The organism is Bradyrhizobium sp. SZCCHNR1098 (genome assembly GCF_032489375.1).
Lineage (GTDB): Bacteria > Pseudomonadota > Alphaproteobacteria > Rhizobiales > Xanthobacteraceae > Bradyrhizobium.
In genome coordinates this window covers 333,936-357,184 of sequence record NZ_JAUEXY010000005.1, presented here as the reverse complement: position 1 = coordinate 357,184, position 23,249 = coordinate 333,936, and the positions used below count along the sequence as shown (strand labels likewise).

The following is a 23,249-nucleotide window of genomic DNA, read 5'->3' as shown; positions in this document are numbered from 1 at the left end:
GCATGGGCCGGAGTATAGGATCGGTCCCGACAGCGGCAAGCCATGGCATGGAGGCCCGAATGGACTATCCTGTCTTGGTTAAGCCCGGCAAGCCCAAACGACGGCGCGGCAGGTGTCCGATGAAAAAGAAGCGCATGGCGGCCGCGTGGCGGGCCGGGAAGCGAAGAACCCGGTACCGTCATCGGGTTCTTCGGGGCGCGCGCTCACCTGAACCTGGTTCCGCACCGGCGGGCACGCGGCAGACGATCCGACGCCTGAAGGCCGAGCTGAGGGCAGCGCAGGCGCGGATCGCCGAGCTCACGGCCTCCGCCGAGCGCGATTTCCTGCTCGACATCTTCAATCGTCGCGGCTTCGCCCGCGAGCTCCATCGCTCCATCGCGTTCATCAAGCGCTACGATGCGACCGGTGCCCTGGTCGTGCTCGACGTCGATCGGTTGAAACCCATCAATGACACCTTCGGCCATGCGGCCGGTGACGAGGTCCTGAAGGCGGTTGCGCGTGTCCTCGGCGAGCGGGTCCGATCCTCCGACGTGATCGGTCGGCTCGGCGGCGACGAGTTCGGCGTGCTGCTTTGGCACCTCAGCCCGACGGAGGCGCATGCCAAGGCGGCGGAGCTGGAGCAGGCCATCGACAGCCTGACCTTCACCTTCGGCGATCAGACCGTGCGTGCCGGCGCGTCGGCCGGGGTTGCCCTTCTCGACAAGCGCGTCAACCCAGTACGTGCGTTGGAGGAAGCCGACCGCGCGATGTACATGCGCAAGGCCCAGCGAAGGTACGAGAGCCCCGCGTAACGAACGACCCTGCCGGGCGACAAGCGGTGACGCTCGCCGGCCATCCGCGCCGATGACCGAGCTGGCGGAACACGGCGCTCACAACTCGCCGAGATCGTCAGGCAACTCGCCGAACTTGTGCAGCAGCCGGGCGTCGCTGAATTCCCCCTTCAATGGATCGCCGCTGCGGCTGAAGGCAATGGCGCCGATATTGTCTGATAAGCGCGACATGGCCTCCGCGCGACGCAGCGCGGCCGACGAGCTCTGGCATTCCTCAGCCGTTCCCGCGACCAGCATGCCACCCTCGTCCCGCCTGAACGGCATCGCGACGTAGTAGGTGATATCGGGCATTGCACGCTCCTCCTGACCTCTCGCCGAAGCTCCGAGCGAGTGCATGGGTCATCGCCTGGAGAGCCTCAAAAGCCGTCGGGCTCAGGCCGCATCGCTCTGCGCGGCGTCCGAGGCGGTGTTGGGCATGCAGCCGCAGGAGATCGCGGCCCGCAGCTCCTGCAGCTCCAGCTCGAGATACTCGTTCGCCATGATCAGCGCCTTGATCGTGGAGCGCAGATTGCCGTCGCACATCGCGATGGCTTGGTCACACGCCTGTTCGTAGAGGCGATCCTGTGGGGAGAAGGAGGCGGGCATCACAACCATCCTTGTTGTTGTCCGGGGACTACGAGGGATGGTCTAATTGTTCCCTTTTTGTTCCATTTGTCAAGGCGCTTCGGCAACTCCAGCATCGCCGTATTGCCTGTGGGCATACGGTCAGCCGTGCTGACGCTTCGCCTCAGGCGATGATGTCGGGCGTGATCTGGTCTTCGATGAAGGCGATCCGATCGCGTAGCAGAAGCTTCCGCTTCTTCAGTCGTTGCAGCCGCAACAAATCGGGGGCGGGCGATTGATGCAAAGCGTCGATCGCCGCGTCGAGGTCGCGGTGCTCCTGCTGCAGGCGCGCGAGTTCGGCCTGCAGTTCGCGCTCGTCTTGGTCAGCCATGATCTATGATAGCAAAAAAGCGGAAGGAAGTGGAAAGCCTTGCGAAGGCGGGCGCAAATATTGCGCCTGCGAAGCTGATAAGCAAGTCGCACCCCTCAAGATCCGTGCAGCTGTCCCGTGAATTTCAGGTTGGCGCCGGCGTTAGATTCGCCCGGATCAGCTCACGCTTCGTTACACACGGCGCTCAAATTTGCATGTGCGGTCTTTTGGCCCCATCGACAGGTCAAGCGACTAGTGTACACTCATTAGCCCTGGTCGAATCTCAGGTTCACCTACCGAGGAGGTTTCGAATGGCTATTCAGGCGCATCTCGTTGAACTGGAGCGTAAGCATAAAGTTCTTGAAAACGAATTGCATCAAGCTCTCCTGCATCCATCGACGGACGACCTGCGAATTGCCGAACTGAAGCGACGCAAACTGATGGTGAAGGATGAGATCGAGCGCTTGAGACAGGTAACCAGCGAAACACTTCACTGACATGTGACCATCATCCGCCGTATCATCTGATCGCAAGACCGTGCGCCTGGGATGGCGAAGAGTCCATCCCAGACGCAACTTCAATCGAATTAGTTACGATACACGACTTAGTTTCGATACGCGACGACGCGAACGCATCTGCCTGCGTTGTCTCCCAGCGTGTCTATCGCGACAGGCTGTTCATCGCGATATCGAGGGTCTTCAGCTCGAGGCGAGATCGCCGACGTGAGCCGCGATCGCGAGCGATGACGTCAATCCAGGCGATTCGATTCCGAACAGATTGATGAGTCCGGGCACGCCGTGATCGCGCGGGCCCTGAATGACGAAATCCTGCGACGCCACGGCCGGCGGTACGATCTTCGGCCTGATGCCGGAATAGCTCGGCATCAGCGCCCCATCCGGCAGCGACGGCCAGTATTTGCGGATCGCCGGGTAGAAGCGCTCGGCGCGCGCCGGATCGACCGTGTAGTCGATCCGGTCGATCCACTCGACGTCGGGGCCGAATCTGGCCTGGCCTGCCATGTCGAGCGTGAGGTGAACGCCGAGCCCGCCCGGTTCCGGCACCGGGTAAATGAGCCGGCTGAACGGTGCCCGGGCGCTGCAGCTGAAATAGTTGCCCTTGGCGAGATAGGTCGTCGGCACCAGCGGCGACGGCATGCCGTCGATCCGCCGGGCCACCGCGGGCGCGTCGAGGCCGGCAGCGTTCACCAGCAGCCGGCAGCTCAGCGTCATCGGCTGCGCGCCGCCCGCGTCGACCTCGATCGATTCTCCGGCTGCCTTGGCCCGCAGCAGCGGCGTGTGGAAGGCGAAGGCGCCGCCGGCGTCCTCGATCTCGCCGCGCAGCGACAGCATGAAGGCATGGCTGTCGAGGATGCCGGTCGACGGCGACAGCAGGGCCGCCTCGCAGGCCAGGGCCGGCTCCAGCGCCAGCGCTTCGGATCCAGACAGCAGCCGCATTCCTTCGACGCCGTTGGCTTCGGCGTGCGCGCGGATGCCCTGCAGCTTCTCGGTCTCGGCCGGATTGGTTGCAACGATCAGTTTGCCGCAATTGCGGTAGGGCACGCCATGCTCGTCGCAATAGCGGTAAAGCATGCGCTTGCCGGCCACGCAGAAGCGGGCCATCAGGCTCCCGGCCTTGTAGTAGATGCCGGCGTGGATCACTTCGCTGTTGCGAGACGAAGTGACGGTGCCGATGCCCTCGGCCGCCTCGAGAACGATGACCTCGCGTCCGGCGCGGGCCAGCTGTCGTGCGACGGCAAGTCCGACGACGCCGGCGCCCACGACGACGCAATCCACTCTATCCATGCACGGTCCTGAGACGATTCGGGGAAATCATGGCTTGCTGCAACCCCCGGTGGGTGGAGCCTCGGTCCGGAGTGCGCACGCCCTTAGCAAACCGTTCATCATAGAGAGGCCATTGACCAAATTTGCTTCGTCTTTTTCGAAGTTTGCCGAACCCGTTTACCCGATCCCAATAGGTGAAGCCAGATACTGTCGCCGAATACCGCGGGTGATTGATGGCTGGCAAGAATTGGCAGGCGAGCGACCGAAACGCGTTTTCTGCGTGCGTCGTTGCGGCCTCGATGGCCGCCATGGCAGCGTGGGCGGCTGCGCCGACGCGCGCCTGGGCTGCGTCGTCCGATTTCTCGCCCTCCGGCTACCTGGGCACCATCGAGCCGGACGTGCTCTGGGAAGTGTTGATCGCCGGGATCGTCGTCTGCGCCTTCCTCGCCTCGGTCGTGATCTGGATCCATTCGGCCTTGCGGCGCGCCAAGCGGGCACAACTGCGGCGTAATGTTTTCATCAGCTCCGCGCTCAACAATCTGAGCCAGGGATTGATGCTGACGGACGCCGCCAACCGCGTCGTCTTCTACAACCATCGCTTCCTCGAGATCTACGGCATGAGCCGGGCCGACATTCCGCCCGGTTGCACCGGCCGGGATCTGGTCGAGTTGCGGCGGCAGCGCGGCCTGCTCAATCTGACGGTCGAAGACTATGCGCGCCAGGCGCGGGAGCCGGACGGGTGCCTGACCGAGCTGCCCGGCGGACGTGTGGTGCGAGCCCAGATATTCCGTCTTCCGACCGGCGGATCGATCGGCATCCACGAAGACTGCACGGTGCAGCGCCGGCTGGAGCGCGAGCTCGCCTCGACCAAGCAGTTCCTGGAATCGGTGGTCGATCAGGTTCCCGTCTGCGTCGCCGTCAAGAACATCGATGACGGCCGCTACATCTTCGCCAACCGAGCATTCGAGCAGTTCTCTCGGATGCCGCGGGATCAGATCATCGGACGGCGCCCGAGCGACCTCTTCGGCGACGCGACCGCGGCCGACATCGCGGCTGCCGACCGCGAAGCGATGCTGGCGCCCGGCACTACCTATTGCAGCGAGCTGGTCGTTCAACGCGGCAACGACAAGCGCATCCTCGAAGCCCATCGGGTCGTTGCACGCAACGACAAGAACGAGCCGCAGTTCCTCATCGCGCTGTTCGACGATGCCACGGAGCGGCGATCGCTGAGCCGCGAGCTGGAAAACAGCAAGAAGTTCCTGGAGCTGGTCGTCGACAACATTCCGGTCTCGCTCATCGTCGAGAGCGTCAGCGACGGCCGCTATCTGCTCGCCAACCGCAGCGCCGAGATCATCCTCAACCGCAAGCGCGAGGATGCCACGGGCCTGACCGCCGCCGACATCTTCAATCCGCGCGAGGCCAGACTGATCATGGCGCGCGACGAAGCCGCCATCAAGAAGCGCAGCCTTCTGACCGAGGAACATCCGATCTCGACCAAAGACGGTCTGCGGCTGTTCCTGACCCGACGGGCAACCGTGCTGGGCGAGACCGGCGAGCCGCAATATCTGATCAAGACCTATGAGGACGTCACCGACCGGCGCCAGACCGAATCGCGGATGGCGCACATGGCCTATCACGACGGCCTGACCGATCTGCCTAACCGCGCCGCGTTCCTGCAGGCCTTGAGCCAGATGATCGAGGCCTGCGCGGACACGGACGAGGAGTTCGCGGTCCTGAACGTCGATCTCAAGGGCCTGAAGGACGTCAACGACGTCTTCGGCCACGCCATCGGCGACAAGCTGTTGATCGAGGTCGCCCGCCGCGTCCATGCCGTTGCCCGCGGCGGGGTGGTCGCGCGTCTCTCCGGCGATGAGTTCGGGCTGATCATCGACGGCAAGCAACCGGAGATGGGCAGGGCGCTGGCCGAGCAGTTGGCGGCGGCGATCGCGGTGGACTTCCAGATCGACGGCAAGTCGATTCGCACAGCGCTGACGACGGGCATCTCGGTGTTCCCGCACAATGGTTCGGATCCGGCGTCGCTGCTCGCCAATGCGGGTGCCGCTCTGTTCCGCGCCAAGGCCAAATCGCGCGGCAGCATCACCTTCTACGAGCCTGAAATGGATCAGCAGATCCGCGACCGCCGCGTTCTGCATCAGGAGCTGTCTGTCGCGATCAAGCATGGCGAACTTTCGCTGTACTTCCAGCCGCAGGCCGCCTCCGGCCGCACGGTCGACGCCAGCGAGATCATCGGCTTCGAGGCGCTGGCGCGCTGGCAGCACCCGCTCCGCGGCTTCGTGCCGCCGAGCGACTTCATTCCGCTCGCGGAAGAGAGCGGCCTTATCGTCGAGATGGGCGAGTGGATCCTGCGCGAGGCCTGCCGCGAGGCGGCGTCGTGGCCGAAGCCGCTGCAGGTCGCGGTCAACCTGTCCCCGGCCCAGTTCGTTCATGGCGACCTTGTCGCACTGGTCCATTCGATCCTGCTCGAGACGGGGCTCGCGCCCGGCAGGCTCGAGCTCGAAATCACCGAGGGTGTGCTGATCGAGGATTTCGATCGTGGTGTCGCGCTGCTGCGCCGGCTGAAGGCGCTCGGCGTTCGCGTCTCGATGGACGATTTCGGCAGCGGCTACTCGTCGCTGAGCTACCTGCAGGCCTTCCCGTTCGACAAGATCAAGATCGACCGCGCCTTCGTCATGAATATCGGCCGCAACCCGCAATCGGCGGCGATCATTCGTGCGGTCATCGGTCTGGGTCACGGCATGAACATGTCGATCGTGGCGGAAGGCGTCGAGACGCCCGAGCAGCTCGGCTTCCTCGCCGAGCAGGGCTGCGACTCGGTTCAGGGCTATCTGCTCGGCAAGCCCCTGCCGATCGACAAATACGACGGCATCGTCGGTCGCGCTCACGACGACGACGACGCGTCCGTTCGCAAGACCGGCTGACCGGGCACTCGTGGTCAGAGGCCGTTGCGCAACAGCGCGAATTTATCCGCGCGCTTGACAGCTAAGCCGCTACGAGAATCATCTCCGCCGGTCTACGATCGTTCGTCCTGGCACGCTCGAAGACCTTGCGTATGGCGGACTACGATCTTGCGATCATCGGCGGAGGTCTGAACGGCGTCAGCCTGGCGCGTGATGCGGCTGGCCGCGGTCTGCGCGTGCTCCTTGTCGAGCAGGGCGATCTCGGCGGCGGCGCCTCGTCGGCCACGTCGCGGCTGGTGCATGGGGATCTCGCAGCGCTGGAGCGCCGCAGCTTTCTGCGCGTGCGCCGCGCGCTTGCCGAGCGCGACGTCTGGCTCACGGTCGCGCCGCATCTGGTCCGACCGATCCGCTTTGCTATTCCAGCTCACGCCAATGAGCGGCCGCCATGGCAACTGCGCGCAGGACTCTGGCTCTACGACCGCCTCGCTGCGCGCAACCGGCTGCCGTCAGCGTCGGCGCTCGACGTCACGCATCATCCGATCGGAGATGCCCTGAAGCGTCCGATCGGGACGGCATTCGACTATTCCGATTGCGTGGTCGACGATTCCCGGCTGGTGGTCCTGACCGCGATGGATGCTGCCGAGCGCGGCGCGTCGATCCGCACCGGCGCCCGCTGCGTGCGGGCCGACCGCGACCATATATGGCGTCTCGCCATCATCGACCGCGGCCATCGACGCATCGTCACCTCGCGCGCGCTCGCCAACGCCACCGGCGCGTGGAGCGTCTCGACGGCGGAGACCGTGCTGCGTCAGCCGCCGCCGCGGGTCACCGCGCGGCAGGTCAGCCAGATCATCGTGCCGCGGCTGTTCGATGTCGAAGCGGTCTACGTGTTTCAGAATTCGGATGGACGGCTGATCTTTGCCCAGCCCTACGAGCAGGATTTCACCCTGATCGGCACGGTGGTCCACGGCTTCAAGGGCGACCCAGCCGTGGTGGCGGTGCCGGCGGCAGACGTGGCCTATCTCTGCAAGGCGGCGAACCGCTATTTCCGCTCGGACATCCAGCCTGCGGACGTGGTCCGGAGCGTGGCCGGCGCCAACATGATGGTGCTGCGCGCCGCCGACAGCGGGCGGCTGGAAACGGTCGTGAGCCTCGATGCTGGCCGCGCCAAGGCGCCGCTCCTGACCATGTGCGGCGGCGACGTCACGACAGCCCGGCACCGGGCCGAGCAGGCGGTCTCCCGCCTCGCGCGCTTTTATCCGATGTCGCCACGCTGGACTGCGAGAGCGCCGCTTCCGGGTGGCGACTTCGCGTGGGACCGGTTCGAGGATCTCGTCGATGACGCACGGGAGCGCTGGCGCTTTCTCAGCGAAGCCGAGGCCCGGCGGCTGCTCGGCGCCTACGGCACCCGGCTGGCGGACATTCTTGGCGAGGCGAGATGCCGGGCCGATCTCGGGCAGGCGTTCGGGCCGCAGCTGACCGAGGCGGAGGTCCGCTACCTCATGGCGCGCGAATGGGCGCGGTTTCCCGACGACGTGCTGTGGCGGCGGACCAAGCTGGGTCTGACGCTTCCCGCTGCCGAACGCGATGCGCTCGCTGCGTTCATGACCACTGCGGCCTGTGGCCGGGGCACGCCGCAGGCCGTTGACGCGAGCGGGGATAGTCCGGCCCGCGCGGTTGAGCTGCAATCCGTGGGCGGCTAGCTTGCCGACCGGTCGGCCGTTGTGGCCGGGCAGGGTGATTTGATCGGGACATGGCTGACGACATCGCAAACCCAGCGCCTGCCGGAGAGCCGGCAGCATCACCAGCGCCGGAACCGCGTCCCGATGCTCAGCCGCCGGTCCTGCGGATCGAGAACCTCGTCAAGACCTTCGGCAGCTTCCGCGCCGTCGACGGCGTCTCGCTCGACATCCGCGCCGGCGAGTTCTTCGCGCTGCTCGGCCCCAGCGGCTGCGGCAAGACGACCTTGCTGCGCATGCTGGCCGGCTTCGAGACGCCGGATGAAGGGCGCATCCTGCTTGCGGGCGAGGACATCGCGCAGGTGCTGCCGCATCAGCGGCCCGTCAACATGATGTTCCAGAACTACGCGCTGTTCCCGCATCTGAACGTGCGCGACAACATCGCCTTCGGCCTGAAGCGCGCCGGCATGCCGCGCGCCGAGATCGCCACGCGCGTTGCTGAGATGGTAGCGCTGGTGCGGCTCGAAGGGCTGGAGAAGCGCAAGCCGGATCAGCTCTCGGGCGGGCAGAAGCAGCGCGTCGCCCTGGCGCGCTCACTGGCGCGCCGGCCGCAGGTGCTGCTGCTCGACGAGCCGATGGCTGCGCTCGACAAGAAGCTGCGCGAGAGCACGCAGGTCGAGCTGATGGAGCTGCAGCGCAAGCTCGGCATGACCTTCATCATCGTCACCCACGACCAGGAGGAGGCGATGACGGTGGCGAGCCGGATCGGGGTGATGAACGCGGGAAGGCTCGAGCAGGTCGCGGTCCCCCGACGTCTGTATGAGGAGCCCGCGTCGCGGTGGGTCGCGGAGTTCGTCGGCGACATCAATCTGTTCGAGGGCGAGGTGACCGCGCGGGAGCCGCTCCGGCTCAGGGTCGTGACCCACACTGCGGGTGAGCTGGTCGTGGCGCAGCCGATGGCTCCGATCAGCGAGAGCAAGGTCGCGGTCGCGATCCGTCCGGAGAAGATCCGCCTCGCGCTCCGTCGACCGGCCGGCGATGCTGCTGCGATCAATTGTGTCGAGGGCGCCATCACCGATGCGAGCTATCTCGGCGGCAAGACCATATACAAGATCAAGCTCGACGGCGGCGCCGTGCTTCACGCCGCGCAGGCCAACACCGCCCGGCTCGATGCCGACGGCTATGGCCTGAACCAGCGGGTGGTCGCCTGGTTCACGCCCGACGATTGCCTGGTGCTGGAACGATGAGCGCGCGCCGCATCTTCTCGCGCCCGGCCCGCTTTGCGGCGATCGCGCCTTACATCTGGATGGTGCTGTTCTTCCTGGTGCCGTTCGCCTTCGTCGCCAAGATCAGCCTGTCGCAGACTGCGATCGCGCAGCCCCCCTATACGCCGGTGTTCTCGCTGGCTGATGGTTTGTCGTCGCTCCGCGACGCCTTTGCGGCGCTGTCGCTCGACAATTTCCGTCTGCTGCTGTCTGACGATCTGTATCTTTCATCCTATCTGCGCAGCGTCGTCGTCGCGGCGACGTCGACGGCGATCCTGCTCTTGATCGGCTACCCCATCGCCTATGGCATGGCGCGGCTCCCCAGGCGCTGGCAGGGCATCGCGATGATGCTGGTGATCGTGCCGTTCTGGACCTCGTTCCTGATCCGCATCTACGCCTGGGTCAACATCCTGCAGCATGACGGCCTCCTGAACCAGATCCTGCTCGCGCTGCATCTGGTGTCCACGCCGGTGGTGTGGCTTTCGACCGACAGCGCGATGTATGTCGGCATCGTCTATTCCTATCTGCCGTTCATGATCCTGCCGCTGTTCGCGACGCTGACCAAGCTGGAGCCGGCCTTGGAAGAAGCCGCCGCCGATCTCGGCGCCTCGCCGCGCGAGATCTTCTGGCTGGTGACGTTTCCGCTGTCGCTGCCCGGCGTCGGCGCGGGCGCGCTGCTGTGCTTCATCCCGGTGGTCGGCGAGTTCGTCATTCCCGATCTGCTCGCCGGGTCGAAATCGCTGATGATCGGCCAGACGCTCTGGCTCGAATTCTTCACCAACAAGGATTGGCCGGTGGCCTCCAGCATCGCCGTGGTCCTCTTGGTCGTGCTGCTGCTTCCGCTTCTGCTCTACGACCGGCTGCAGCGCCGGCAGTTGGAGGAGAGCAGGTGATGGATGGCGTACAGCAAGGCACGCTCTCTCGCTCCCCTCCCCCTTGCGGAGAGGGGTTGGGGGTGGGGGTCCGCATTGGCGGTCTTTGCTGGGTGCCCCCCTCCCTGACCCTCCCCCACAAGGGGGGAGGGAACGGAGAGGGTTTCACTGGGATTGAGGGAGGAGGAGATCGTGCCTAATCCCTCCCGCCTGTCGCGCTTCAACGTCGCGTCGCTGACGCTTGGGCTCGCCTTTCTTTACCTCCCGATCCTGATCCTGGTGATCTACTCGTTCAACGCCTCGCGCCTGGTCACTGTGTGGGGCGGCTGGTCGCTGCGCTGGTATCACGAGTTCTTCAGCGATCGCGCCATGATCGATGCGGCCTGGATGAGCCTGCGCGTCGGCGCCACCTCGGCCACCGCGGCGACGGTGCTCGGCACGCTGGCTGCGGTGGCGCTGTCGCGTGGCCAGGGATTTCGCGGCCGCATGCTGTTCTCCGGCATGTTGTATGCGCCGCTGGTGATGCCCGAGGTGATCACCGGCCTGTCGCTGCTGCTGCTGTTCGTGGCGCTGGACGCCGAGCGCGGCTTCTGGACGGTGACGGTCGCCCACACCACCCTCACGATGTGCTTCGTCGCGGTGGTCGTGCAGTCGCGGCTGGTCTCGCTCGACCGCAGCCTGGAGGAAGCCGCGATGGATCTCGGCTGCGATCCGCTGCGCGCGTTCGTGATGGTGACATTGCCGCTGATCGCGCCTGCGGTGGTCGCGGGCTGGATGTTGGCCTTCACGCTGTCGCTCGACGATCTCGTGATAGCGAGCTTTACCACCGGCCCCGGTTCGGCGACGCTGCCGATTCGGATCTATTCCGAGGTTCGGCTCGGGGTGAAGCCGGAGATCAATGCGATCTGCACGCTGGTGATCGGGCTGATTGCCGTGGTGATCATCATCGCGTCGCTGGCCTCGAAGCTGTCGAGTGATCGCGGCGAGAGCGCAGCTCCGCTATAATGACGGAGAATGCTGAGACAGCGTTGATCAACGCGAGAACAGCCGCAAGGCGGCGGTGACGACCGCGCGATGGATCGTGCCGCGGTCGACCGATGCAGGGTCGACGCAGCAAGCCGGATCGCTCTGTCTGCCGAGCTCGGTACTCTCCGGCAGGAAGACGTAGCCCGGCGTCGTCGGCGACGATCTCGAATGCGCTGCCGCTCAGTCGCTCATGCAGCCAGCGTGAGGCCGGCAGCAGCGCATCGGCGCCGCCGACCATGATGCGCGTCGGGACGTTGATCGCGGCGATGCTGTCCTCGGAGAAGCCCTGCACTGAGCGCCCCGGCGCCTGCAGCAGCGCCGCCTTGATGCGGGGATCGCGATAGGATGCGGACATGCGCGCCCAGGAGTCGCGGAAGATTGGGCTCTTCTCCATCAGCCGCGGCAGATGATCGACGAGATCGGGAAACTCGCGAGGGCCGCGGCCGTGATTGGCGCCTGGCTCGAACGGCGAGCGGATCATGATGGCGCCGATCAGGGCGGTGGCCGTGACGCCGCCGAGCGAATAGCCGACGGCGTAGATGCGGTCGAGGTTGATGCGGCCTTCGAAATCGGGATGAGCCACGATGTGGTCGATCAGCAAGGACACGTCGCGTGGGCGTTCCCATGAGCAGAGGAAGCCCTCTGCTCGGTACGGCTCGGCATTGCTGTTGCCATGATGATTGACGGCGACCGCGACAAAGCCGCGACTTGCCAGCTCGCGCGCCAGCCATTCGAACTGCAGGCCGTTGCAGCCGGTGCCGTGAGAGTACACGACGAGAGGACAGGCGCCCGCGCTTGCAGCGAGCGGCGCATTCAAAGCCGCAGGTCCCGCTTTGAACCAGCCCTGCGGCCAAGGTGCGATAGCGAGCGCCGTCTCCACGGCGCCGTTGGCGGCTGGATACCAAGCGAACCAGTCGATCGGGCGCGGCCCGTCGCCATCCCAGTTCGGCCGCGAAGCGTCCTCGAACCGTCCCTGACGAAATCCGACCCTCATCGCTCCGTCACGACTTCACGGCGCCGGCGGTGAGGCCGCCCACCATGTAGCGCTTGAAGGCGTAATAGACCGCCGCGGGCGGCAACGCGTAGATGAAGCCGGTGGTCATCAGGAGCTCCCACGGCGAATCGTCGGCGGCCAGGAAGTTGCCGAGCGCCACGGGCAGCGTGATATCCTTGTCGTTCGACAGCAGCAGGAACGCGTAGAGGTATTCGTTCCAGGCGAGCAGCACCGCATACGTTCCGATCGCGACCAGCGACGGCATCATCAGCGGTACATAGACGAGGCGGAAGATCTGCAGCGGGCTGGCGCCGTCCATGACGGCAGCCTCGTCCAGCTCGACCGGCAGCTTGTCGGAGGCCTGCTTCAGCACCCAGATCGCGTAGGGCGAGGCAATCGTCACCATCGCCAGGATCAGCGACCAGTCGTTGTTGAGCAGGCCGTATTTGCCCATGGTGCGATACATCGGTACCGCGAGGAACGCGGCGGGGATGAAATAGGTGAACAGCGCGAGGTTCATCACCACCCGGCTGCCAGGCACGCGCAGGCGCGAGATGGCATAGGCCGCACAGGTCGCAATGATCAGTGTCAGCGCGCCCACGGCCATGGCGATCACGACCGAGTTGCCGAACTGGACCCAGAAATCGCGCAGGAAGTAATGCTGCTGATGGAACACGATCGAGAAATTGTGCAGCGTCGGATGGTCCGGCCACAGCTTGCCCGAGAACGCGTCCTCCTTCGGCGAGATCGCGAACAGGAACATGTGGTAGATCGGGATCATCGTCCAGATGAAGACGGGAATGCCGATCAGCAGCAGCCGGGCCTCGGTGCCGACTTCGCGGAGGGTGGGGAGCTTCATCGCGACAACCGCTTCATCATGAAATAGACCAGGGGCAGCACCAGCGGCATCGCGCAGACGATCGAGGCCATGGCGAGGCTGAGCTGATCGAGCCGGAGATAGCGGATGCCGAGCGTCGCCAGCACGTGGGTGAGATCGGCCGGACCGCCGCCGGTCAGGAGATAGACGCTGTTGAAGTCTCCGAGCGTCCAGATCATCGAGAGCAGCGTGCAGGTGATGTAGAGCGTCTGCATCGACGGCCAGGTGATGTAGCGGAACTTCTGCCACCAGGTGGCGCCGTCGACCTCGGCCGCCTCGAACAGGTCGTGCGAGATCGCCAGCCGCCCGGTCATCAGGATCAAGGTCCAGAACGGCAGCGACTTCCAGATGTGCATGCCGATCGCCATCGACAGCGCGACCGTCGGGTCGTTCAGCCAGTTCGGGCCATCTTCGCCGGTGAACTTGAAGATCAGCTGGTTCACCACGCCCCATTCGGGATTGAGCATGAAGCGCACCGACAGGATGGTCGGGATCGAAGGCACCGCCCAGGGCAGGATGAAGATGACCGACAGCCATTTGATCCAGCCGCGCTGCTGCACGAAGAAGCCGGACAGGAACAGCGCGATCACCATCTTCAGATTGATGCCGACCAGGAGGAAGATCAGCGTGTTGACGGCGGCGCGCGCGAAGATGGGGTCGTTGTACAGCGCGACGTAGCTGGCCGGCTCGCGGGCGAGCCACAGGCCGTAGCCGACGGGATAGACGACGAAGGCAAGGAAGACGAGCAAATAGGGGGCAAGCATGACGATGCCCCATACCTGTGACGGTGTCAGCAGCACCGGGCGCGGCGCTTCCGCGAGCGCGGAATCGGAAGCTGAGAGCGTGATCGCCATGGTCGTCTGTTCCAAGCCTATTGCCGAACCGGCCGCATACACTGCGGCCGGCACTTGTTGTCGTTGTCAGGAGCTCAAGCTAGTGCCTCGCGAGGCGAGAGACTAGCCGGCGACCTCCTTCAGCCGCGCGATCAGCTCGTCGACGGCCTTCTCGACCGGCACCTTCTCGCTGACCACGCGGTTCATCGCCTTGGCCCAGACGTTCTCATTGTTGAGGATCGTGAACTTGTAGTTCTTGGTGAAGTCGAACGGCGTGGTGCCGCCGGTGAACTGGGTGTACACGGCCTTGCGATGGCGGTCGGCCTGCCAGAACGGGCTCTTCTGGCCTGCGGTCGTCACGGGGAACCAGCGGCCCAGCGCGCCCTCGATGTAGGGGCCGAGGTTCTCCTCCTGCATCAGGAACTTGATGAATTCCTTGGCCTGCGCCTTGTGAGGAGCATTGGCGAAGATCAGGCCGGTCTTGACGTCGGAGCGGTACTTGATCGGCGTGCCGTCCGGCTTGTTGGGGAAGGACGCGGTGATGATGTCCTCCTCATAGGCCTTCTTGCCGGCCGCGCGCTGCTCGGGCGTCAGCGCCGGGTTGGTGGAGTCCTCGAACCACTTGGCCGCGATCGAGATCGTGAAATTGTGGGTCATCACGATCGTCTTGTTGTGGAACGCGACGTTGTTGTCCGGATCCTTCCAGGTCGTGGACGAGGGCGGCGTGCAGCCCTTGATGTAGGTGTCGGTATAATCCTTCATCGCCTTGACGAGGCCGTCGCGCACCTTGGGGTCGTCGACCAGCAGCTTGCCGTCGTCGTCGACCAGCTTGACGTTGTAGGCGTCCATGAAGGTGTAGAACGACTGGAACGAGTCGGTGGATTCCACGCCCATCGGCTGACCGACGCCATACATGCGCTGGCCGGTGGCCTTGCGGACCGCCGACTGCACCTTGTCGCACCAGAACGTCCAGTAGTCTTCCCACTTGGTGGGGATGTCGCTCTGCTTGAAGCCGGCCTTGCTCAGCAGGTCGCCCCAGATCTGGACGTGCATGCTCTGCTGCTTCAGCGGGAAGCCGTAATAGGCCTTCTTCTTGGTGACGTTGTTGTAGAGGTAGGCGGTCTCGAGCGTGTTCGGAGCGAACGCCGACTTCATCGGCTCCAGGATGTCGGTGAGATCCTCGAGCTTGCCTTCGTAGGCCCACTTGCCCTGGGCCTGAACGTCGTAGGTGTCGGCGTAGGCCACGTCGGGCACGGTGCCCGAATCGAGCGCGGCGACCGTCTTCGGAATCATGTCCTGGATCGCGTATTGCGACAGCTCGACCTTGATGCCGGTCTTGGCCTCGAACTTCTTGACGACGTTGAGCAGCGCATCGTCCTCGGACTTGTAGAAGCCCTTGCTCCACCAGATCGTGATGGTGTCCTGAGCGATGGCTGGTGCTGCAGCGCAAAAAAGCCCGGCGGCTGCGACTGCGATTGAAAGCGCACCCATTCCCCTGGATTTCACGTGTCTCTCCCTGATCCGCCGATCTTGCTTGATCGGTTGTGGCGGGACACTAGCCCAGGGACCCGACGTGATCCAGAAGTAATATATCAGACATAGGTCGTGGCGGCGGCCGTGTATCGGCACGCGAAGCAAGCCGCGTTGGTCAGTTCTGCTTGGTGGGAGTGTCGCCTGTCGGAGCGTCAGCCTGCGGCACGTTGTCCGGCTGGGCCGGGCGCAATCCGCCGCCGGTGAATCGTTCCAGCACCGAGCGCACCGCATCCCTCGTCTTGCGGTCCTTGACCGCATCGAGTAGCGGGGCGGCGGCCGGGGCGCGGCGGATCAGGCTTTCCGGATCGGGAAAGATCAGCGGATCTTCCCAGGGGCCCTGGACGACGAAAGGCAGCTCGAAGCCGTTGCTGCCATTGCCTGACGACAGCAGGCTCGCGACGCCCTTGAAATCGTATTCCCGCGTCGGCACCGAGGCCGTGCCGGTCATGGTGATGCGCGCGGTCGGGCTCTCGACGCGGATGTCCTCGGCGGTCGCGATGCCCTCGGAGAATTTGACCGCGATCGTCAGCGAGTCGTAAGGCGTCGAACCGGAGCGGAAATTGCCGCCGCGCGACAGCGGGCTGCGCTCGAGGCGCCTCAGGAGCTGCTCGACGTTGAAGCCGGAGATCGCGCCCTCGCGGCCCTGCAGGTTGGCGCTGCCATCGAGCGACTGGGCGAGCCCGAACGGGCTCGAGCCCGAAGCCGTCAGCGAGACGTTGAGATTGCCGCGTCCCGACAGCGACGACACGCCGAACATCTCGTTGGCGCAGGCCTGCAGATCGACGTCGTTGAATTGCAGCTCGGCCTTCACGTCGGCCATGGTGTCGGCACGGGCGATCCCAAACGAGCCGCGCACGATGCCGCCATACATCTGCGCCTCGCCGACCGAGAGGGCGAGCACGCCGTTGCGCAGGTTGGCGCCGAACGCTGTGCGTCCGATTTTCGAGGAGCCGACCGTGACCTTTGCGGCCGATAGCCGCATGTCGAGGTCGGTGGTGGACAAGGCCTTGAGGTCGAAGAGCTGCCGATTCCAGTCGCGGGCCCCATTGGCCAGCAGCCGGATCGTCGAAATGTAGGGGGTGAAGTCGAGCGCGTCGGCCGCCAGCGTCGCCTGCAGCGTCTGCCGGCCGTTATTGGCGTAGGTCATGACGCCCTCGGCGGTGTTGCCGTCGAGCTCGACATTGACATTGGTGAGGGCGATCGAGGCGCCGACCACGTTGGCGCGCGCACGCAAGGCGAAGCGCCCGAAGCCGCCGCCGCCGAGCGGCGTCTGCCCGGTCCAGCGCAGCGCGTCGCGGAGCGACGGGCTGTCCACCGTCAGCGTACCTTCCATCAGCGCGCTGGTGCGATTCGCGACCGTGCCGTCAAAGGCGACCTTCAGCGGCGGGCTGGCGAGCCGCATCTTCAAGCCGGACCGGTCTCCCGACAACGCAGCCAGGAAGTCGCTGACGCTGATGGAGCCCTCGATGCGCTGACCGCGCCAATCGAACTGTCCGGTCGCCGCGAACGAGCGCGAGATCGACGGCCAGGCGAGCGACAGGTCGATATCGTCGAGCCGCTCGGAAGCATGATGGCCGGTGTCCTCGTAGACCAGGATGCCGTCCTGGATGCGGATCTCGGAGAACGACATCTGGCTGTCGGGCCCCGGGCGCATCGTGCGCGCGATGGTCTCGATGAAGGGGGTCCAGTTGCTGTTGCCGTCGGCCTCGCGGCTGACGTTGATCTGCGGCCGCAGCATCATGACGTCGGCGATTTCGAACCGCTGCAACAGCAGCGGCAGCAATTGCAGATTGGCGGTCAGCACGTCGACGCGCAGAGCCGGATCCTCGGTGCCGCTGCCCTTCAGACCGACATCGTGGAACGAGACATAGCTGCCCGGAAACAAGGAGACGTCGATATGTCCCTTGACAACGAGCTCGAGCCCGGTCACGGCGCGGATCTGGCTCTCCACCGCCTGCCGCAATGCCTCGCGATTGACCAGCCAGGAGCTCGCCAGCAGGCCCACGAACGCGATGCCCAGCAGCACCGCGATCGGTGTGCCGAGGCGCCTCATTCCTTGGGCCATGGTCACGGACATGTCCTGGGATCGTCGGATCGCTGGTTACTCGGGATGGGCAGGGTGCGCCGAAAACCCCTGCCAACATCAACAACTTGATGCGCTTTCTTGACGCTTTCAAGGCCATGCCGCCGGTGTGGCCGGATTGCGGCGGAGCCCTGATATCCCGGACTCCGGATCGCCTCGGAGGCGCAGGCTGGTGCGACAGCTAAAGCAGGATGTGCGCGTTGGGAAGGCATCATTGACGCATTGCGAAGATTTCGCCTAATAATCCGGTCGATATCCGCGCGATCGCCGCTCTGCAGCAGGTCATTCCCGTATGAACAAGGTCTATCCGGACGCCAAATCCGCCCTTGCTGGCCTCCTCAAGGACGGCATGACCATCATGTCGGGTGGGTTTGGTCTTTGTGGCATCGCAGAAACCCTGTCCGACGCCATTCGCGAGTCCGGGGTGAAGGACCTCACCGTCATCTCCAACAATGCCGGGGTCGACGGCATCGGCCTCAGCCGGCTGCTGGAGACGCGGCAGATCAAGAAGATGATCTCGTCCTATGTCGGCGAGAATAAGCTGTTTGCCCAGCAATATCTGGCCGGCGAGCTGGAGCTCGAATTCTGCCCGCAGGGCACCCTGGCCGAGCGCATCCGCGCCGGCGGCGCCGGCATCCCGGCCTTCTTCACCAAGACCGGCGTCGGCACGCTGGTCGCGGAGGGCAAGGAGGTGCGGGAGTTCGACGGCGAGAAATATCTGATGGAGCGCGGCCTGTTTGCCGATCTGGCGATCGTGCACGCCTGGAAGGGCGACACCGCCGGTAACCTCGTCTACCGCAAGACTGCGCGCAACTTCAATCCGATGATGGCAACTGCGGCCAAGGTGACGGTCGCGGAGGTCGAGCACCTGCTGCCGGCCGGCCAGATCGATCCCGACCACATCCATACGCCCGGCATCTTCGTCAAACGCATCATCCAGGTCGGAACCGAACTGAAGCGCATCGAGCAGCGTACCGTGCGCAAACGTGAAGCCGCCGCTGCAGCCGGGGAGGAAGTCTGATGGCCTGGACGCGAGAGCAGATGGCGGCGCGCGCCGCCAAGGAGCTGCGGGACGGCTACTACGTCAATCTCGGCATCGGCATTCCGACGCTCGTCTCGAACTACATCCCGCCGGGCGTCGACGTGGCGCTGCAGAGCGAGAACGGCATGCTCGGCATGGGTCCGTTCCCCTATGAGGGCGAGGAGGATCCCGACCTCATCAATGCCGGCAAGCAGACCGTCACCGAGCTGCCGATCACCAGCTATTTCTCGTCAGCCGATTCCTTCGCCATGGTCCGCGGCGGCCACATCGACCTGTCGATCCTCGGCGCCATGCAAGTCGCCCAGAACGGTGACCTCGCCAACTGGATGATCCCTGGCAAGATGGTCAAGGGCATGGGCGGCGCGATGGATCTCGTCGCCGGCGTCAAGCGCGTCGTCGTGGTCATGGAGCATAGCGCCAAGGACGGTCCGAAGCTGCTCAAGCAGTGCACGCTGCCGCTGACCGGCGAGCGCGTCGTGGACATGGTGGTGACCGATCTGGCGGTGTTCACGATCGACAAGCATGGCAATGACGGCATGGCCCTGATCGAGCTCGCCGATGGCGTGACGCTCGACGAGGTCAAGGCCAAGACCGAAGCCGAGTTCCGGGTCGCGCTCAAGAATGCCTGAGGGCGCGACTACCAGCGCCGGCAGAGCATCTCCGCGACCTTGACGGCGAGCCGGCATGCCGCATGCCGCGCCCGGCTCGCAGCAGCGGGCGGCGCCGTCTCCGCCAACCCCTGAATGATCAGGCACGGCACACTGCGGCCGAGGCAGATCAGTCCCATCGCATAGGCCGTGTCATCCGTCGCAAGCGCGCCTGGAAACGCCGCCGAGATTTCGGCGTGGGTGCCGTCGCCATCGCACGTCACTGTCATTCCTTCGAAGAACACGTCGATGTCGTCCAGCATGCCATTTGCGGCCTCGTGCGCGAGGCGGCAAAGCTCGGGATCGGCCGGAATGATCATTCCGCTGTCATCGACCGAGGGCGGCTCGGCCATGCTGAGCGCGTCGCGCAGCTTGATCTGAATCCGGAATGGCGCGACCGAGGTGGCGATGACGAGATCGCCGGGGCCGGCGCCGACGAATCGCGGGCCGCGGGCCACTTGCGGGAGATTCGCTCCCAGGGCGTCGGCCCGTCCCGGCATGATCAGCCACTGCGCCCCATGCTCTTCGATCGCCACTGCGGCCGCGCTCGCCACCTCGGCGATCGATCGCCCGAGGCACACGACTGCATGGAAGCAGGAATGCCTGATGATGGCGCGCGCCGCGTTGCGCTGTTCGATCAGCGTGCCCGGGCCCATCGCCTGGACCAGGGCTTCGATATCCTCCGGCGTTTCGACCACGAAACCGATCGTGTTGGCTTTGGCATGGAGAAATCGCAGCGCGTCGAGCATCGCGTTGATGCTGGCCTTCTCACGACCGTCGAGCTGCTGCCACAGCGCTTCGAGCACGTCCAGGGAGGCCTCGATGTCGGCGCCGATCACGCCCTGGCCGAGCGGCCGGCCGGGTGTCTCGCAGCGATAGAGCTCTTCGAAGGCCTGCAGGACGGTCCTGCGGTCCTTCACCGCGCAGGCGCCTTGCAGGATGCGCGCGAGAACTTGGGCGCGCTTGCTGAGTTCGAGGGGAACGGCGAGCCAGGCAAAATCAGCCAGCTCGGCCGCCTGCTCGCTTGCGGCGCGCTGGAATTCGCCGACGACCTGACCGTAGTGCCAGCTCAATTGCCACGGCGTCACCTGCCGTCCGCGATACCTGCCGCGCTCGATGCGTTCGAGCGATTGCGCCTGCAACTCGTTGCGCAGGTCGGGATCTATTCCCGATGCGCGGGAATCCAGCAGACGATAGGCGCGTGTTGCGATCGCCGGTCCGAACCATTCGTGCTCGAGGTCGCCGACCGAGAGACCGCTCGGCATGCGGATGTGGACGGTCCTACGAAACTGGTCGAGCTCGCGTCTTGCGACCTGGGCCGCGGTCACCGAAACCTGCTGTACCTCGCACAAACCGTCGACCACACTGGCCCAGTCCCAGAAGTCGTCGCCATAGAACGGAATGCGATATTGGCGGCTCGCGACGATCCGTGCGCAAACCCGTTCGATGGCGGGAGCCACGCGATCGAGAATATCGCTGCGCGCCAGCGCGCCGTCCGTGAGACATTGGTGCACGAGACGCGCCGCGCCCGCATTCACCACGTGCCAGTCCTTGGCGGCGAATTTGGGCGACGTCCGCAGATATTCGAGCGCGTCGATGAGGCAGCGTCCAGCCAGTGCGCTCGGCGAATCGTCGTCGAACCAGCTGGTGTTGCCGATCCCGTAACCATGCAGGTCGGACGTGAAGAAGACCGGCGGATGTCGAGAAATCACACTCGCCTCCTGGTCCGCTCATCGCGTCGCTCAACGGCAATTGTCTAACGTTTGCAACTCAGATTTCGCAACCGAAAGTTGTTTTACGTGACTGTCATTTGTGCCAGTGTCAGGGCACCGTCGATCCGGCGCCGGCGTAGGTTGCAGGCAAGCGTGCTTCGAGTGCACTTTTCGAGCGGACTTATGGAGGCCGAGCATGTCAGGCGCGGATGGCGCCGAGTAGCCGGCCGAGGCGTCGCGTCATGCTGCGGCTCCATGAGGGTTGATCGCGGACAAGCCGGAAACCGAGATTGGCAGGTGGCGTGCCGGAGGCGCAGCCGCCGGCGCGCGCATCGCGGATGAAGTCGGTCACGTAGGCTCGATGCGCGCCTTCGGCCAGACGGACGCCGCAATTGCTGACGGTCTTGATGACGCGACCGGCACTATCCTGCAGCTTGCGTGTGAAGCAGGTCGAGGTCCATTCCCAGACATTGCCCGCGAGGTCGGCAATGCCGTGCTCGTTGATGCCGAAGCCGCCGAAGCCGCGCGTCTTGGGATCGTCTTGCAGGGCGGCTTCCCGTTCGTAGCGGGCGATCCAGCGCCGCGAGGGATCGGCGTCGTCGATCGAGATGCCATCGTCCTTGAATCGGCTCCCGGCCGCATAGGCCCACTCGGTATCGGTCGGCAGCCGATAGCTATCGCCGGTCTTGTGCGAGAGCCACTCGGCGTAGGCAACGGCGTCGTGCCAGCTTACCTGCACCGCCGGACGATCGATGGCGATGGGGACGTCGCGATCGAGCGCGCGACATGCATGGGCTTCGACGCAGGCGTGGTAGTCGGCGGCACTGACGTGGTTCGTCATCATGGTCAGCGGATGATCAAAGCGGACCGTCGTGATGGGAGCTTCGGCTTGGCGGCCGTTGCGGAGATGGTCGCCGGAGTCGCGGTAGCTGATCGTCCCAGGTGCGATCTCGGTGAGGGCGGGGCCGTCGAGACCGGCGGCGCGGTCTGGCAGCCCTGCAAGGATCGGGGCCATTGTGGTCGGGCCAGCCAATCCGACGACGCAGGCGAGGGTGAGCTTGATCTTGAAAGCGAGCAGCATGGCAGCACACTGAGAAGAGTGGGGGGCCGGACATGCCGGCCCCCTGGGCCGATCAGTTCGTCGTGCCGGTCGGAATGTCGGCCGGGGCCTTCACCTGCATCATCAGGTCGTCATTCCACTTGCCTTCGACCTTGAAATGGGCCGTTGCGCCGAGATTGGCCGCCTCGATCAGGTTGTGGGTGACGTAGGCGTAGATGCCGGGCTGCAGGAATTTGTAGAGCGCGGCACCGGCGGAGCCGCCGCGGATGAACCAGGTCTCGAGCCCGGTCTCCGGCGCGTTGGAGAACTTGCCGGTCTCCCAGACATAATCACCGTGGCCGCCGATCAGATGCGGACGACTGTCGCGGTTCGCCTGCGAGTGCACGATCAGCACGTTCTCGCCGACATTGGCCGTGAGCGCATTCTTTCCGGTGAGCGCGCCGGCCTTGCCGTTGAACACCACATGGGTCGGCGTGAGCTTGCGCATGACCTCCTCGGTGTCGCTATATGCCTCGCCGGGCGAGTCATAGGATTTGAAGTTGCCCTTGTCGTCGCGCGGGACGTAGAGGTCCTGCTCGCCGATGTAGTAGACGCGATCGTAGCGTAACGCGTGTCCGCGGCCGTCATTGAGACCGTCGCGCGGCAGCACCATCACGGCGCCGTTCATGCCCGAGACGACATGCCAGGGGATCATCGGTCCGCCTGGGGCGCAATGATAGACGAACACGCCGGTCCGCGTCGCCTTCCAGCGCAGCACGACCTGCTCGCCGGGATTGACCAGGGTCAGCGCGCCGCCACCCAGCGCTCCGGTCGCGGAGTGGAAATCGATGTTATGCGGCATGCTGTTGGTCGCGGGATTGACCAGGGTCACCTCGACATAGTCACCCTCATGGACCACCATCAGCGGGCCCGGCATCGAGCCGTTGAACGTCATGGCCTGGAAGGTGGTGCCCTTCTCGTCGATCACCATCTTCTTCTCCTGGACCACGAGCTTGAACTCCATGATCTTGGGCCCCTGCTTCGTCGCCTGCTCGTGCGCATGCACGAACGGCGGAGCCACCAGATCGACCTTCTGGCGCGGCAGCTTGAGGTCCTCGGCCATCGCGGGAGCCGCAAGCATCATCGCGGCGATGGCTGCACTGAACATGGCGGTGCGGCGGGTCAACATGGATCGCTCCTTCATT

The 23,249-nt window shown here is 64.9% G+C and carries 20 protein-coding genes and 1 pseudogene; 9 read left to right on the top strand and 12 right to left on the bottom strand.

Going from position 1 to position 23,249, the window contains the following annotated elements; translation table 11 throughout:
* Nucleotides 1–59: 59 nt before the first annotated feature.
* Nucleotides 60–791, top strand: a complete 732-nt coding sequence (locus QX135_RS14290; RefSeq protein WP_315812888.1) for a GGDEF domain-containing protein — start codon at nt 60–62, stop codon at nt 789–791.
* Between the two features lie 78 nt (nt 792–869).
* Here QX135_RS14290 and QX135_RS14285 read toward each other — a convergent pair whose 3' ends face one another.
* From QX135_RS14285 to QX135_RS14275, 3 genes are all read right to left on the bottom strand, one after another.
* On the bottom strand, nt 870–1,121 hold the full coding sequence (locus QX135_RS14285; protein ID WP_315736344.1) for a hypothetical protein: 252 nt from the start codon (nt 1,119–1,121) through the stop codon (nt 870–872).
* A gap of 81 nt (nt 1,122–1,202) precedes the next feature.
* The gene (locus QX135_RS14280) at nt 1,203–1,415 is read right to left on the bottom strand and encodes a hypothetical protein (protein ID WP_315736345.1); all 213 of its coding nucleotides are present in this window, start codon (nt 1,413–1,415) and stop codon (nt 1,203–1,205) included.
* A 142-nt stretch (nt 1,416–1,557) separates the two neighbouring features.
* Nucleotides 1,558–1,764, bottom strand: coding sequence for a YdcH family protein (locus tag QX135_RS14275; protein WP_009028242.1), 207 nt, complete (start codon nt 1,762–1,764; stop codon nt 1,558–1,560).
* Nucleotides 1,765–2,054: 290 nt separating this feature from the next.
* Here QX135_RS14275 and QX135_RS14270 point away from each other — a divergent pair, with 290 nt between their 5' ends.
* Nucleotides 2,055–2,240 (top strand): YdcH family protein, encoded by a 186-nt coding sequence (locus QX135_RS14270; RefSeq protein WP_315736346.1) that lies wholly within the window; start codon nt 2,055–2,057, stop codon nt 2,238–2,240.
* 201 nt (nt 2,241–2,441) lie between these two features.
* Here the strand turns inward: QX135_RS14270 and QX135_RS14265 are convergent, their stop codons facing one another.
* On the bottom strand, nt 2,442–3,545 hold the full coding sequence (locus tag QX135_RS14265) for an NAD(P)/FAD-dependent oxidoreductase (RefSeq protein ID WP_316181087.1): 1,104 nt from the start codon (nt 3,543–3,545) through the stop codon (nt 2,442–2,444).
* 212 nt (nt 3,546–3,757) lie between these two features.
* Here QX135_RS14265 and QX135_RS14260 point away from each other — a divergent pair, with 212 nt between their 5' ends.
* The 5 genes from QX135_RS14260 (at nt 3,758) to QX135_RS14240 (ending at nt 11,263) form a co-directional block, all read left to right on the top strand.
* Nucleotides 3,758–6,463, top strand: a complete 2,706-nt coding sequence (locus QX135_RS14260) for an EAL domain-containing protein (RefSeq protein WP_316181089.1) — start codon at nt 3,758–3,760, stop codon at nt 6,461–6,463.
* A gap of 131 nt (nt 6,464–6,594) precedes the next feature.
* Nucleotides 6,595–8,145 (top strand): glycerol-3-phosphate dehydrogenase, encoded by a 1,551-nt coding sequence (locus QX135_RS14255; RefSeq protein WP_316181090.1) that lies wholly within the window; start codon nt 6,595–6,597, stop codon nt 8,143–8,145.
* 50 nt (nt 8,146–8,195) lie between these two features.
* Nucleotides 8,196–9,368, top strand: coding sequence for an ABC transporter ATP-binding protein (locus QX135_RS14250; RefSeq protein ID WP_316181092.1), 1,173 nt, complete (start codon nt 8,196–8,198; stop codon nt 9,366–9,368).
* Nucleotides 9,365–10,279 (top strand): ABC transporter permease, encoded by a 915-nt coding sequence (locus QX135_RS14245; protein ID WP_315736351.1) that lies wholly within the window; start codon nt 9,365–9,367, stop codon nt 10,277–10,279. The genes QX135_RS14250 and QX135_RS14245 overlap by 4 nt, the downstream gene beginning before the upstream one ends.
* 171 nt (nt 10,280–10,450) lie before the next feature.
* The gene (locus QX135_RS14240; protein ID WP_316181094.1) at nt 10,451–11,263 is read left to right on the top strand and encodes an ABC transporter permease; all 813 of its coding nucleotides are present in this window, start codon (nt 10,451–10,453) and stop codon (nt 11,261–11,263) included.
* Nucleotides 11,264–11,290: 27 nt separating this feature from the next.
* On the opposite strand, the pseudogene QX135_RS14235 reads toward QX135_RS14240, so the two are convergent.
* The 5 genes and pseudogenes from QX135_RS14235 to QX135_RS14215 form a co-directional block, all read right to left on the bottom strand.
* A pseudogene (locus QX135_RS14235) lies at nt 11,291–12,278 on the bottom strand (alpha/beta hydrolase family protein).
* 7 nt (nt 12,279–12,285) lie between these two features.
* Nucleotides 12,286–13,137 carry a carbohydrate ABC transporter permease gene (locus QX135_RS14230; protein WP_172109925.1) on the bottom strand — a complete coding sequence of 284 codons (852 nt, stop codon included), beginning with the start codon at nt 13,135–13,137 and terminating at the stop codon, nt 12,286–12,288.
* The gene (locus QX135_RS14225; RefSeq protein ID WP_315736354.1) at nt 13,134–14,009 is read right to left on the bottom strand and encodes a sugar ABC transporter permease; all 876 of its coding nucleotides are present in this window, start codon (nt 14,007–14,009) and stop codon (nt 13,134–13,136) included. Before QX135_RS14225 ends, QX135_RS14230 begins: the two co-directional genes overlap by 4 nt.
* Nucleotides 14,010–14,111: 102 nt before the next feature.
* The gene (locus QX135_RS14220; protein WP_315795801.1) at nt 14,112–15,494 is read right to left on the bottom strand and encodes an ABC transporter substrate-binding protein; all 1,383 of its coding nucleotides are present in this window, start codon (nt 15,492–15,494) and stop codon (nt 14,112–14,114) included.
* 142 nt (nt 15,495–15,636) lie between these two features.
* The gene (locus QX135_RS14215) at nt 15,637–17,586 is read right to left on the bottom strand and encodes an AsmA family protein (RefSeq protein WP_315796605.1); all 1,950 of its coding nucleotides are present in this window, start codon (nt 17,584–17,586) and stop codon (nt 15,637–15,639) included.
* Nucleotides 17,587–17,896: 310 nt separating this feature from the next.
* Between QX135_RS14215 and QX135_RS14210 the strand changes: the two genes are divergently transcribed.
* Together QX135_RS14210 and QX135_RS14205 are read left to right on the top strand one after the other, a co-directional pair.
* Nucleotides 17,897–18,625 carry a CoA transferase subunit A gene (locus QX135_RS14210; protein ID WP_315736355.1) on the top strand — a complete coding sequence of 243 codons (729 nt, stop codon included), beginning with the start codon at nt 17,897–17,899 and terminating at the stop codon, nt 18,623–18,625.
* Entirely contained in the window at nt 18,625–19,275 is a 651-nt protein-coding gene (locus QX135_RS14205) for a CoA transferase subunit B (RefSeq protein ID WP_315736356.1), read from the top strand. Before QX135_RS14210 ends, QX135_RS14205 begins: the two co-directional genes overlap by 1 nt.
* A gap of 8 nt (nt 19,276–19,283) precedes the next feature.
* Here the strand turns inward: QX135_RS14205 and QX135_RS14200 are convergent, their stop codons facing one another.
* The 3 genes from QX135_RS14200 to nirK all read right to left on the bottom strand — a co-directional run bounded on the left by QX135_RS14200 (nt 19,284) and on the right by nirK (nt 23,233).
* Nucleotides 19,284–21,005: a hypothetical protein gene (locus QX135_RS14200; RefSeq protein ID WP_316181097.1), complete on the bottom strand. Its 1,722-nt coding sequence runs from the start codon at nt 21,003–21,005 to the stop codon at nt 19,284–19,286.
* Between the two features lie 199 nt (nt 21,006–21,204).
* Nucleotides 21,205–22,086 (bottom strand): formylglycine-generating enzyme family protein, encoded by an 882-nt coding sequence (locus QX135_RS14195; protein ID WP_316181098.1) that lies wholly within the window; start codon nt 22,084–22,086, stop codon nt 21,205–21,207.
* Between the two features lie 52 nt (nt 22,087–22,138).
* Nucleotides 22,139–23,233: a copper-containing nitrite reductase gene (nirK, locus tag QX135_RS14190; RefSeq protein ID WP_315736359.1), complete on the bottom strand. Its 1,095-nt coding sequence runs from the start codon at nt 23,231–23,233 to the stop codon at nt 22,139–22,141.
* Nucleotides 23,234–23,249 lie beyond the last annotated feature (16 nt).

What these genes read in the sequence shown, in the direction of transcription:
- QX135_RS14290 (WP_315812888.1), top strand. Translation starts at nt 60, where the DNA reads ATGGACTATCCTGTCTTGGTTAAGCCCGGCAAGCCCAAACGACGGCGC.
- QX135_RS14285 (WP_315736344.1), bottom strand. Translation starts at nt 1,121, where the DNA reads ATGCCCGATATCACCTACTACGTCGCGATGCCGTTCAGGCGGGACGAG.
- QX135_RS14280 (WP_315736345.1), bottom strand. Translation starts at nt 1,415, where the DNA reads ATGCCCGCCTCCTTCTCCCCACAGGATCGCCTCTACGAACAGGCGTGT.
- QX135_RS14275 (WP_009028242.1), bottom strand. Translation starts at nt 1,764, where the DNA reads ATGGCTGACCAAGACGAGCGCGAACTGCAGGCCGAACTCGCGCGCCTG.
- QX135_RS14270 (WP_315736346.1), top strand. Translation starts at nt 2,055, where the DNA reads ATGGCTATTCAGGCGCATCTCGTTGAACTGGAGCGTAAGCATAAAGTT.
- QX135_RS14265 (WP_316181087.1), bottom strand. Translation starts at nt 3,545, where the DNA reads ATGGATAGAGTGGATTGCGTCGTCGTGGGCGCCGGCGTCGTCGGACTT.
- QX135_RS14260 (WP_316181089.1), top strand. Translation starts at nt 3,758, where the DNA reads ATGGCTGGCAAGAATTGGCAGGCGAGCGACCGAAACGCGTTTTCTGCG.
- QX135_RS14255 (WP_316181090.1), top strand. Translation starts at nt 6,595, where the DNA reads ATGGCGGACTACGATCTTGCGATCATCGGCGGAGGTCTGAACGGCGTC.
- QX135_RS14250 (WP_316181092.1), top strand. Translation starts at nt 8,196, where the DNA reads ATGGCTGACGACATCGCAAACCCAGCGCCTGCCGGAGAGCCGGCAGCA.
- QX135_RS14245 (WP_315736351.1), top strand. Translation starts at nt 9,365, where the DNA reads ATGAGCGCGCGCCGCATCTTCTCGCGCCCGGCCCGCTTTGCGGCGATC.
- QX135_RS14230 (WP_172109925.1), bottom strand. Translation starts at nt 13,137, where the DNA reads ATGAAGCTCCCCACCCTCCGCGAAGTCGGCACCGAGGCCCGGCTGCTG.
- QX135_RS14225 (WP_315736354.1), bottom strand. Translation starts at nt 14,009, where the DNA reads ATGGCGATCACGCTCTCAGCTTCCGATTCCGCGCTCGCGGAAGCGCCG.
- QX135_RS14215 (WP_315796605.1), bottom strand. Translation starts at nt 17,586, where the DNA reads ATGGCCCAAGGAATGAGGCGCCTCGGCACACCGATCGCGGTGCTGCTG.
- QX135_RS14210 (WP_315736355.1), top strand. Translation starts at nt 17,897, where the DNA reads ATGAACAAGGTCTATCCGGACGCCAAATCCGCCCTTGCTGGCCTCCTC.
- QX135_RS14205 (WP_315736356.1), top strand. Translation starts at nt 18,625, where the DNA reads ATGGCCTGGACGCGAGAGCAGATGGCGGCGCGCGCCGCCAAGGAGCTG.
- QX135_RS14195 (WP_316181098.1), bottom strand. Translation starts at nt 22,086, where the DNA reads ATGCTGCTCGCTTTCAAGATCAAGCTCACCCTCGCCTGCGTCGTCGGA.
- nirK (WP_315736359.1), bottom strand. Translation starts at nt 23,233, where the DNA reads ATGTTGACCCGCCGCACCGCCATGTTCAGTGCAGCCATCGCCGCGATG.